At 72.6% G+C, this 10,239-nt stretch carries 6 protein-coding genes; 4 read left to right on the top strand and 2 right to left on the bottom strand.

The window, feature by feature from the left end; translation table 11 throughout:
- The coding region (locus ACLEQD_RS28580) for a beta-ketoacyl synthase N-terminal-like domain-containing protein (RefSeq protein WP_410388301.1) at window positions 1–2,692 on the bottom strand (2,692 nt) is incomplete at its 3' end.
- Entirely contained in the window at window positions 2,680–5,475 is a 2,796-nt protein-coding gene (locus ACLEQD_RS28575; RefSeq protein ID WP_410388298.1) for a beta-ketoacyl synthase N-terminal-like domain-containing protein, read from the bottom strand. The genes ACLEQD_RS28575 and ACLEQD_RS28580, both read right to left, overlap by 13 nt.
- Window positions 5,476–5,800: 325 nt before the next feature.
- Here ACLEQD_RS28575 and ACLEQD_RS28570 point away from each other — a divergent pair, with 325 nt between their 5' ends.
- From ACLEQD_RS28570 to ACLEQD_RS28555, 4 genes are all read left to right on the top strand, one after another.
- Window positions 5,801–7,180: an amidohydrolase family protein gene (locus ACLEQD_RS28570; protein ID WP_410388296.1), complete on the top strand. Its 1,380-nt coding sequence runs from the start codon at window positions 5,801–5,803 to the stop codon at window positions 7,178–7,180.
- Window positions 7,181–7,249: 69 nt separating this feature from the next.
- On the top strand, window positions 7,250–8,158 hold the full coding sequence (locus ACLEQD_RS28565; protein WP_410388294.1) for a sigma-70 family RNA polymerase sigma factor: 909 nt from the start codon (window positions 7,250–7,252) through the stop codon (window positions 8,156–8,158).
- A gap of 76 nt (window positions 8,159–8,234) precedes the next feature.
- Complete coding sequence (locus tag ACLEQD_RS28560) at window positions 8,235–9,197, top strand: SMP-30/gluconolactonase/LRE family protein (protein WP_410388292.1); 963 nt, start codon at window positions 8,235–8,237, stop codon at window positions 9,195–9,197.
- 30 nt (window positions 9,198–9,227) lie between these two features.
- The gene (locus ACLEQD_RS28555; protein ID WP_410388290.1) at window positions 9,228–10,073 is read left to right on the top strand and encodes a serine/threonine-protein kinase; all 846 of its coding nucleotides are present in this window, start codon (window positions 9,228–9,230) and stop codon (window positions 10,071–10,073) included.
- The last annotated feature ends 166 nt before the right edge of the window (window positions 10,074–10,239 follow it).

Genomic DNA, 10,239 nt, shown 5'->3' with positions numbered 1-10,239 from the left:
CCCGCAGCACGCCCGCGCGGGCATGGACCGCCGCCAGCCCGTCCTCCAGGCCCAGGCTGTCCGTCCCCGCGACGATGACCGCGCGCCCCAGCTCCCGGTCCTGCGCCGGCAGCGGCGCCTCCGCCCAGCGGGGCAGGTAGAAGAAGCCCTGCGGCCGCGCCTTGCGCTCGCGGAAGCCCAGGTCCCGCAGCTCGACGCACACCTCGCCCTGCTCATCCAGCAGCGCGACGTCGAAGCGCGCGGGGTCCTGCATCCGCACCCGTGCATACGCCCTGCCCGACGCCGGCAGCGGGCGACGCACGTCCACGCCTCCCAGCGAGAAGGGCAGCATCAGCGCGCCGGACGACGACGTGAGCGCGGCGACGGCCTGCGCGGCCGAGTCCAGCAGCTGCGGCGGGAGGCTCCAGCGGCTGCCCTCCGGCGCGGCACCCTCCAGGCGGCCCAGGGCCTCGCTCGCGTCGCTCCACACCTCGCGCAGGGCGCGGAAGGTGGGGCCGTAGTGGATCCCCATCCGGGCGAAGCGCTGGTGCAGCACCTCGCCGTCGACGTGGTGCGTGCTCCGGGCCTGGAACGGACGGAGCGCGAACGGTTCGGAGCCCGCGCGCTCGACCGCCGCCTCGATGCGTCCCTTGCAGTGCAGGACCGCGTCGTCGCCCTCGCCGGAGCGGACCTCGAAGAGCGCGTGGGCGCCCTTCTCCTCCAGCGTGGTCCACAGCACCTTCTGCCCACCGTCGAGGACGCAGGGCTGGAGCCAGAGCACCTGGGAGAGGGACACCGGCCCCTCGCCGTGCGAGGCCGCGAAGGCCTCACGGGCCAGTTCGACGTAGGCCATGCCCGGCAGCACGCCCGCGCCGTTCACGCGGTGATCCGCCACCAGCGGCGACGACGCCTCCAGCGCCGTGCGGCGGCGGACGGCCGCTGCCGGTGCCTGCACGGTCCGCGGGGCTTCGGGGAGGGCCGCGCCCATGACGGGCGTGACCCAGTGACGCTCCTGCGCGAAGGGGTACGTGGGCAGCGGCACGCGCAGGTGGGGACCCGGGAACAGCGCCGCCCAGTTCAGCGGCGCGGCCTTCACGTAGAGCGACGCCAGCGAGGAGAGCTTCTCCTGGGCCCCCTCCCCGTCCTGTGCGTCCGGCGAGGCCAGCTCCGCCATCAGCGTGCGGCCCAGCTCCTTGAGGAGCGGATCCACCTTCCGTCCCGCGTCCTGCGGGTCGGACGTGAGCTGGTACGGCACCTCGCGTCCCGCCAGGGCCGCCTCGATGCCGTCGAGCAGCTCGCGGTGGCTGCGCACCACGAACGCCGTGCGCGCCTTGTGGTGGGCCCGGCCCACGAGCAGCGTGTAGGCGAGGTCGCCCAGCCGGTGCGACTCACCGTGGCGGCGCAGCCAGGTGGCCATATCCTCCAGCCGCCGCGTCAGGGCCTCCTCCGTCTTGCCGGAGAAGACGACGAGGCGCGCGGTGCCCCTCGCCTCCCGGGGCGGGGCGGGCCGCGCGGGGGGCTCCTCCAGGAGGACGTGCGCGTTGGTGCCGCTGAAGGCGAAGCCGCTGAGGACCGCGCGCCGGGGGCCGTCGCCGGGAACGGTCCAGTCGCGCAGCGCGGTGTTCACGACGAACGGCGTCGCGGCGAAGTCGATGTTGCTGTTCTGCCGCTCGAAGTGGAGCGAGGGCGGCAGCTGCCGGTGCTGGAAGGACAGCAGGACCTTGATGAGGCCGGCCACGCCCGCGGCGGCGGACGTGTGGCCCAGGTTCGACTTCACCGACCCGAGGAAGCAGAACTGCTTGCGGTCGGTGTAGCGCGAGAAGGCCTCCGTGAGCGCCTCCACCTCGATGGGGTCGCCCAGCTTCGTGCCCGTGCCGTGCGCCTCCACGTACGTCACGGTCTCCGGGCTGATGCCGGCGCGCTGGTAGACCTGGAGCTCCAGCTCCGTCTGCGCGTCCGAGCTGGGCGCGGAGATGCCGTTCGTCTTGCCGTCCTGGTTGGTCCCGGAGCCCCGGATGACGCCGTACACGTGGTCGCCGTCGCGGAGCGCGTCCGCGAGCCGCTTGAGGACGACGACGCCCACGCCCTCGCCGGGGACGAAGCCGTCCGCCCGGTCGTCGAAGGCGCGGCAGCGCCCGTTGGGCGAGAGCATGCCGGCCTTGCTCATCTGGATGTAGGGATCCTCGGTGATGTAGAGCGTCACGCCGCCCGCGAGCATCAGGTCCACGTCGCCCGCGAGCAGGCTGCGCACGGCCAGGTGCGTGGCCACGAGCGACGACGAGCAGGCGGTGTCCAGCGCCAGCGCGGGCCCCTTGAGGTTCAGGAGGTACGCGATGCGCGCGGCGAGGATGGAGTTGGAGTTGCCCAGGAGCTGGAGCGCGGGGCTCCGGTCGGGGTCCGCCAGGCCCACCAGCCGGTTGTAGTCGTTGTTCATCACCCCGACGTAGACGCCGCAGCGGGCCTTGCTGAGCTGCTCCGGCGAGTAGCCCGCGTCCTCCAGCGCCTTCCAGGACTCCTGGAGGAACAGGCGCTGCTGCGGGTCCATCAGCCGGGCCTCGGCCGGGGAGATGCTGAAGAAGAGCGGGTCGAACTTGTCGATGTCCGACAGGAAGCCGCCCCACTTGCTGTAGGAGCGGTCCTTCTTCTTCGGATCCGGATCGAAGTAGCGCTGGATGTCCCAGCGCTCCGGGGGAATCTCCGTCACCGAGTCCACGCCCGCCGCGAGGTGGGCCCAGTACTCGTCCAGGTTCCGGGCGCCGGGAAGCGCGCGGACATGCCGATGATGGCGACGTCGGTGGACGCGGCCACGGCGGGGGCCGGAGCCGGAGCCGGAGCCGGTTCGGGAGCGCTCGCCGTGGGCTTGCGCTTCAGGGTCACGTGGAACGGAGGAGGCTCGGCCTCCAGCGCGTGCGCGTCCGGTGCGCGGGGGCGTTCGGCCACCGGGTTGGACACGCGCGGCGCGGGGGTGGAAGCACGGGCCTCCGGATCGGGGGTACGCGGCGCGGGGATGGGCGCGCGAGTGACCGGCTCGGCGGCCTGCGGGGCGGGCGCGGTGGTGACGGGTGCGGCCGAAGACGATGCGGCGGCGGGGACCTGCGCGGCCAGGTACTCGGCCAGCCGGAGGACGGACGGATGGTCGTAGAGCTTGTTGACCTTGAGCTTGAGCTGGAGGTCCTGGCTCAACCCCTTGGTCAGCTCCACCATGAGGATCGAATCCAGCCCCAGCTCGAGGAAGTTCTTCTCCTCGTCGATGTCCCCGGGCTCGCAGAAGAGCACGCGCGCCAGGGCCCCCTTCACGGTCTGCTTGAGACCTTCCGACCGGGCCTGGGCCTCCGCTGGATTCACGGCGGGAGCAGCCGGCGGCGCGACGACCTCGGGCGCGGCGGCGCGGACGGTCTCGACCGGGGGCCACGGGGCCTCCTCGCGCGTCTCCCTCGCTGAGGTCTGCCCGGGCCGCCGCAGCTGGATCTTGGGTCTGTTCACGATGGGGACCTCATGTCGGGGGGGCGGCGGGGACGCCGGAGCGACCTCCGCGGCGGAAGGCGTGGGCCGGATGGAAACAGCGGGCGGCGGGACGACGGCGGGTGCGGAGGCCACGGGCTCCGCCGCGCGCTGGACCGTTGGCGCGCGGTGCTCGCCAATCCAGTGGCGCTTCCTCACGAACGGATAGGTGGGCATGGAGACGCGCTGCCGCGAACGCCCCGCATGCAGGGCCGCCCGCCAGTCCACGCGCGCCCCCGCCACCCAGGCACGCGCCAGCGCTTCGGCGTCGGCCGTCTTGTCCGGAAGCGATGCGGCCGCGTCAGAGGCCCCCCGGACGCGGCCGTGGAAGACAGCGCCCGAAGCAGGCTGCTCGGAAGCGAAGGCCTGGAGCGCGTCCGCCAGCGCCTCCTCCGTGGAGGCCACGACCGCGAGCCGCTCCTCCATCGCCTGCCGTCCCACCTGCGACGTGAAGGCGATGTCCGCCAGCGCCGCATGATGCGCCCCGCGGCCGCGCGCCCGCGCGTTCGCCACCAGGAACGCCGCCACCTGCCGCGCATGGACCCGGAGCCGCTCCAGGTTCTTCGCGGAGAGCACCAGCACCACGGGCCCGGACCCGGGCGCGTCCGGCCGGGGCGGCGCCACGTACTCCTCCACCAGGACGTGCGCGTTCGCCCCGCCCGCCCCGAAGGAGCTGATCCCCGCCCGGCGCGGCACCTGCCGCACGCGCCCGCCCTCCTCCACCTCCGGCCTGCGCCACTCCGCCAGCTCGCGCTGCACGTAGAAGGGCGACGCGTCGAAGTCGATCTTCGGGTTGGGGCGCTCCGAGTGCGGCGACGGGACGAGCATCCCCTCGCGCAGCTGCAGAACCACCTTGGTCAGCGCCGCGATGCCCGCCGCGGACTCCAGGTGCCCGATGTTCGCCTTCAGCGAACCCAGCGCGCAGAAGCGCCGCTCCTGCGTGTGCTCGCGAAACGCGCGCTGGAGCGCGGCCACCTCGATGGGGTCCCCCAGCGACGTGCCCGTCCCGTGGGCCTCCACGTAGCTCAGCGTGCGCGCGTGGACGCCCGTCTCCGCCAGTACGCGGGAGATGACCCGCTGCTGCGCGTGCGGATTGGGGACGGTGTAGCCGCTCGTCTTGCCCCCGGCGTTGACCGCGCTGCCGAGGATGACCGCGTGGATCCGGTCGCCGTCGACGAGCGCCTGCTCCAGCGTCTTCAGCAGGACGGCGCCCACGCCCTCGCCGTCCACGAAGCCGTCCGCGCCCTCGCCGAAGGCGCGGCACGCGTCCCCCCGGGACAGCATCTTCATGCTGCTGAGGGCGTGGTAGTGCATCGGGTGGAGGATGAGGTTCACCCCTCCCGCGAGCGCGGCCCGGCACTCGCCCCGGCGCAGGCTCTCACACGCCAGGTGCAGCGCCGTGAAGGACGACGAGCAGGCGGAGTCCACCGCGAAGCTGGGGCCGGACAGGTTGAGGTGGTACGAGACGCGGTTGGCCACGGACCAGTACGGGCTGCGCGCGGCGGTCCGCTGCCCGGAGCCCCACGCCTCCGACGCCACCCACCCGTAGCCGCCGTTCATCACCCCCACGAACACGCCCACGTCCCGGTCCAGCGACGGCGCGCTCACGTCGTAGCCCGCGTCCTCGAAGGTGGCCCACGCCACCTCCAGGAACTGCCGCTCCTGGGGATCCATCGCGTCGGCTTCGCGAGGAGAGAGGTTGAAGAACGCCGCGTCGAACGCGTCCGCGTCCGCGATGAACCCGCCCCACCGGCTGTAGATGGCCTCCGGCGCCTCCGGATCATCCGAGTGGAAGCGCCGCCAATCCCAGCGCGCGGGAGGGATTTCGCTGATGCAGTTGCGGCCGGCCTTCAGGTTGTCCCACAGCCCGTCAAGCCTCTCCGCCTGGGGATAGCGGCCACTCACTCCAACGATGGCGATGGCCTGGGCGCGGGCCCCCGGACGGCGGCCCTGCAGCAGGCGGATCAGCAGCTCCCGCTTCTCCCCCTCCGACAACGTCGGGCCTCTGGTTCCGTCTCCATTCATGGGCAGTACCCGCGGCCTTCCCCCGGCCGTCCCTCATTGAAATGGCCCACCCCGGACCCCGCTCCGGGTCCGGCTAGATAACAAATGGAAACGCAGGTGGAAACCAGATCTCGCTGATTAATCCCGTGACCTGAACTTCACCGGCATCCCTTTGATTCCTGGGGAGCGGGAGCGGCGGATCACGACTGCAATCCCTCCCCAGGAACGCTTATGCTGTTCTCCTTGTTTAAGCCCCGAAACGCGCTGTCACTGCGCAATCCGCCCACCCCGCAGCACCGTTCCCACAGGACACCACATGACCGAGCCGCATCTTTCGAATGGCCGCTACGTCGTCGTCACCTCGGACGGCCACGCCGGACCGCCGGCCCGCACGTTCCGGGACTACCTGGAGAAGAAGCACTGGAGCGCGTTCGACGACTACCTGAAGGAGAGCCGGGGCACGCCGGACGGCAAGCCCGCCGCGGCCCCCGGAGCGCCGGCGGAGGCTTCGTCGGACACCTTCGTGGAGAGCATGAAGACGATCGGCCTCTCCGAGGAGGCCGCGTCCGGGTTCACGGCGACGGTGTCGTTCGCGGACGCGTCGGAGAGCCTGTGGGATCCGGCGCGGCGGCTGGCGGTGCTGGAGAAGGACGGCGTGGTGGGTGACGTCATCTTCCCGGACGGCAACGTGGACAACGAGCCGCCCTTCGGCGCGGGGTACGCGCATGGCCGGCGCGGCATTGGCCAGATGGGCGGCGGCGAGCCGGGCAAGCAGCCGGAGCTGTACCCGGTGGAGCTGGTGGCCGCGGGAGCGCGCGCCTACAACCGGTGGCTGTCGGAGTTCTGTGCCACCAACCCGGGGCGTCACGCGGGCGTGGCCATCCTCCCGACGCATGACGTGGGCTTGATGGTGGAGGAGGTCAAGCGCGCGCATGCCTCCGGGCTGACGGGCGGCGTGCTGCTGCCGCTGCTGCTGCTGACGGAGATGCGCGGCTACAACGACCCCATCTACGAGCCGCTCTGGTCGGTGTGCGAGGACCTGGGCATGCCCGTGAACGTGCACGCGGGCGGTGGCCAGCCGCCGTACGGCACGTCGCCGGACGCGTTCCTCATCCGGATGACGGAGCTGAGCTTCTACGGCTCCGCGCCCCTCTGGTACATGATGTGGGGCGGCGTGTTCGAGCGGCACCCGAAGCTCAAGGTGGTGTTCACCGAGCAGTCCGCGTACTGGGCGCCGCAGAAGCTGGCGGAGCTGGACTTCTTCTACGACATGCCGTGGTTCGCGGCGGTGCGCCAGACGCTGCGCATGAAGCCCAGCGAGTACTGGGCGCGCCAGTGCTACGTGGGGACGTTCATGTTCCGCGAGGAGGCGGAGCAGCGGCACGCCATCGGGTTGAAGAACATCCTCTGGGGGTCGGACTTCCCGCACCTGGAGGGCACGTGGCCGCACTCGAAGAAGTCGATGCAGTTCACCTTCTCCGGGATGCCGTCGCTGGACGTGTCGATGATGGTCGGCGGCAACGCCATCGACGTGTACAACTTCGACCGGCAGAAGCTGGCCCAGGTGGCGGCGAAGGTCGGCCCCCTGGCCGAGGAGGTCAACAAGCCCCTGACGCAGAGCCCGCCCGGACACCTGGGCATGGGCTTCCGCTACGGCCTGAAGTCGGCCACGCCGCCGTCCACGTCCGCGGCGTAGCGCTCCATCCAGGGGCCCCTGCGTCCGGGGCCTCCTGGCTCGTTGAAGAGGGGTGGTAGCGTCCCGGGCGTGACCCCTGCTCCCACCCCGCTGGCCTCCGTCTTCCTCGCGGCCTCTGGCTGCGCGCCGGCTTCGCTTCCGGAGCCCGCGCGGCTGGAGGCCCTGCTCGCCACGGCGGTCGAGCGCGCCGGTTCGCGCTGGGCCGGCGTCGGGGTGGAGCCCCGGGCGTTCGTCGCGTTCGTCGCGGAGCGGCTGACGTCCCCTCCCGGCCCCTGCTGGCGGGCGCTCGCCGGGGACTCCCCTGCCTTCTCCGAGCTGTACCTGACCTTCGGGTGCCTGCGGCGCCAGCGCGCCGCGCTCCAGTTCTTCGAGGACGGCTACCTCCGCGAGGTCGGCGCGTTCGTGTCCGGGGTGGACCGCTCGCCCGCGTTCGTGGCGGAGGTGCGCCAGCTGCTGCGCGAGCGGCTGTTCACCGCGGAGCCGGGCGCCGAGCCGAAGATCGCGGAGTTCACCGGCAGCGGCGCGCTGGGCGGCTGGGTGCGGGTGGCGGCGCTGCGCATCGCGCTCAACCTCAAGCGCTCCGAGGCGCGGGCCGACGCCGCCGTCCAGGACTCCGTCGAGACCGCGTTCGGCGAGCAGCTGGGGCCGGAGCTGGAGCACCTCCGCTCGCGCTACCGCGAGGCCTTCGCGGAGGCCGTGCGCGCGGCGCTGGGGCAGCTGTCCGACCGGGACCGCACCCTGATGCGCCTGTACCACGTGGAGGCGCTGGCCCTGGAGGCCATCGCGGCGCTCTACCGCGTGCACATGTCCACCGTCTCACGCTGGCTCAGCCGCGCCCGCGAACAGGTGGCGGAGACCACGACGCGGCAGCTCTGTGAACGCCTGGGGGTCGGCGCGTCGTCGGTGGACAGCATCGCCGCGCTGGTGGTGAGCCAGGTGGACTTGAGCCTCACGCGACTGCTGGGCCCGGGGGGCTGAACTTTCGCTGCAAGGGTTTTTCCGGCCGGTGTCAGGGCGTCGAAAGGCCCCTTCCGGGCCTCACCGAGGAAAGCCCATGCGCATCCCTTCCTGGCTGTCCGCCGTCACCCTCGCCGCCGCCGTCTCCGCCTGCGGACCCTTCCCGGAGGACCCCGGCTCCGTCCCCACCGAGGTGCAGTGGCCCGGCGAGGCCTTCTATCCGGAGGGCATCGCCGCCTCGAAGGACGGCACGCTCTACGCGGGCAGCCTGGGCACGGGCGCCATCGCTCGCGTCAAGCCGGGAGCGCTGGGAGCGGAGGTCTTCGTCCCCGGCCGCGCCTCCTTCGGCGTCTACGGGCTCGCGGTGGACGAGGCGCACGACACGCTCTGGGCCTGCACCTACGACGACCTGCTTCCGCCCGCGCAGCCCTCGTACCTGACCGCGTACGCGCTCTCCACGGGCGCCCAGAAGGCCAGCCACGCCATGCCCGGCCAGGTCAGCTTCTGCAACGACGTCACCGTCGATGCCGCGGGCAACGTGTACGTGACGGACTCGTTCGGCAACGCGGTGTTCCGGCTGCCCATGGGAGGCACGGCGCTGGAGACCTGGTCCGCGGACGCCGCGTACGAGCCCTCCGAGCCGGGCCTCATCACCCTCAACGGCATCGCGTACGACGGGGCCAGCCGGCTCTACGTCGTGAAGAGCGACACGGGCGCGCTGTTCGCCATCGACATCCAGCCGGATGGGAGCGCGTCCGCGCCGGTCACCCTCCCGGTGACGCCCGCCCTGGAGACGCCGGATGGGGTCGAGTGGGTGGACTCGGGGCGGCTGCTCGTCGTGGAGAACACGGTGGGACGGGCGTCCATGGTGACGCTGGGTGAAGGCGGCGGGGTGAAGGAGGTGCTCGCCAACGGGTTCGTGGAGCCGACCGCCGCCGCGCTCACCGAGGACGGCGCGTGGGTGCTGGAGTCGCAGATGGGCTTCTTCTTTGGCACCCCGGGGACGCCGGCCCTGCCCTTCCGCGCGTACCGGATCGCGGTGCCCCCACTTCTGCCCTGAGCTCGAACGCCCCTAGAGTCGCGTCCCACCATGTCGGGATGTCCCTCCGAGGAAACGATCCTGGCCTTCGTGGAGGACCGCCTGCCGCCAGAGCAGCGCGGCCTCGCGGAGGCCCACCTCTCACGCTGTGAGGGCTGCGGCTCGCTCATCGCGGCCGTCGCGGCGACGTGGCACGCGGAGGGGCGGCTCGCGGAGGCGGCCCCTCCTCCGCGCGCCTTCGCCCCGGGGGAGCAGGTGGGGCCCTACGTCATCGTCGAACATGCGGGCAGTGGCGCGATGGGGGACGTGTACCGGGCGCGCGACGGCAGGCTGGGGCGGGACGTGGCGCTGAAGGTGCTCCCGGCGCGGTTCGCCCAGGACGCGGAGCGGCTGGCGCGCTTCCGGCAGGAGGCCCGCGCGGCGGGGGCGCTGTCCCATCCGCACCTGCTCACCCTGTTCGACGTGGGCACCCACGAGGACGTGCCGTACCTCGTCACCGAGTGGCTGGAGGGCGTCACCCTGCGGACGCGGCTCATGCGGGGACCGCTGCCGCTGGAGCAGGTGTCGCGGCTGGGCATCCAGCTGGCGCAGGGGCTGGCGGCGGCGCACGCGCGCGGCGTCGTCCACCGCGACCTCAAGCCCGCGAACATCTTCCTCTGCGCGAACGGGAGCGCGCGGATCCTCGACTTCGGACTCGCGCGGCTCACCGAGCGCGCCGAGGACGCCGCGCTGACCCAGAGCGGCGCGGTGGTGGGCACCGCCGGCTACATGGCGCCGGAGCAGATCCGCGGTCAGGGCGTGGACGCGCGCGCGGACGTGTTCGCGCTCGGCGCGGTGCTGCACGAGGCCGTGAGCGGCCAGGCCCCTTCGGCGGGACCAGCCCGGTGGAGCGGATGAGCGCCGCGCTCCGCGATGAGCCGCCCGTGCTGCCGGGGGAGCTGGGGACGGTGATCGCGCGCTGTCTGGCGAAGGCCCCGGGCGACCGGTTCCAGTCCGCGCAGGACCTGTCCTTCGCGCTGGAGTCCATCGCGGCGCGCGGCGTGCCACTGGCCGTGCGGCGGCG

The sequence above is a fragment of the Corallococcus sp. 4LFB genome (genome assembly GCF_046520365.1).
In the GTDB taxonomy this organism is placed as follows: Bacteria; Myxococcota; Myxococcia; order Myxococcales; family Myxococcaceae; genus Corallococcus; species Corallococcus caeni.
This window is presented reverse-complemented; position numbering and strand designations above follow the sequence as displayed.

Bases quoted from the DNA above. Each gene is read 5' to 3' on its own strand.
- ACLEQD_RS28570 (WP_410388296.1), top strand. From the start codon at position 5,801: ATGACCGAGCCGCATCTTTCGAATGGCCGCTACGTCGTCGTCACCTCG.
- ACLEQD_RS28560 (WP_410388292.1), top strand. From the start codon at position 8,235: ATGCGCATCCCTTCCTGGCTGTCCGCCGTCACCCTCGCCGCCGCCGTC.
- ACLEQD_RS28555 (WP_410388290.1), top strand. From the start codon at position 9,228: ATGTCGGGATGTCCCTCCGAGGAAACGATCCTGGCCTTCGTGGAGGAC.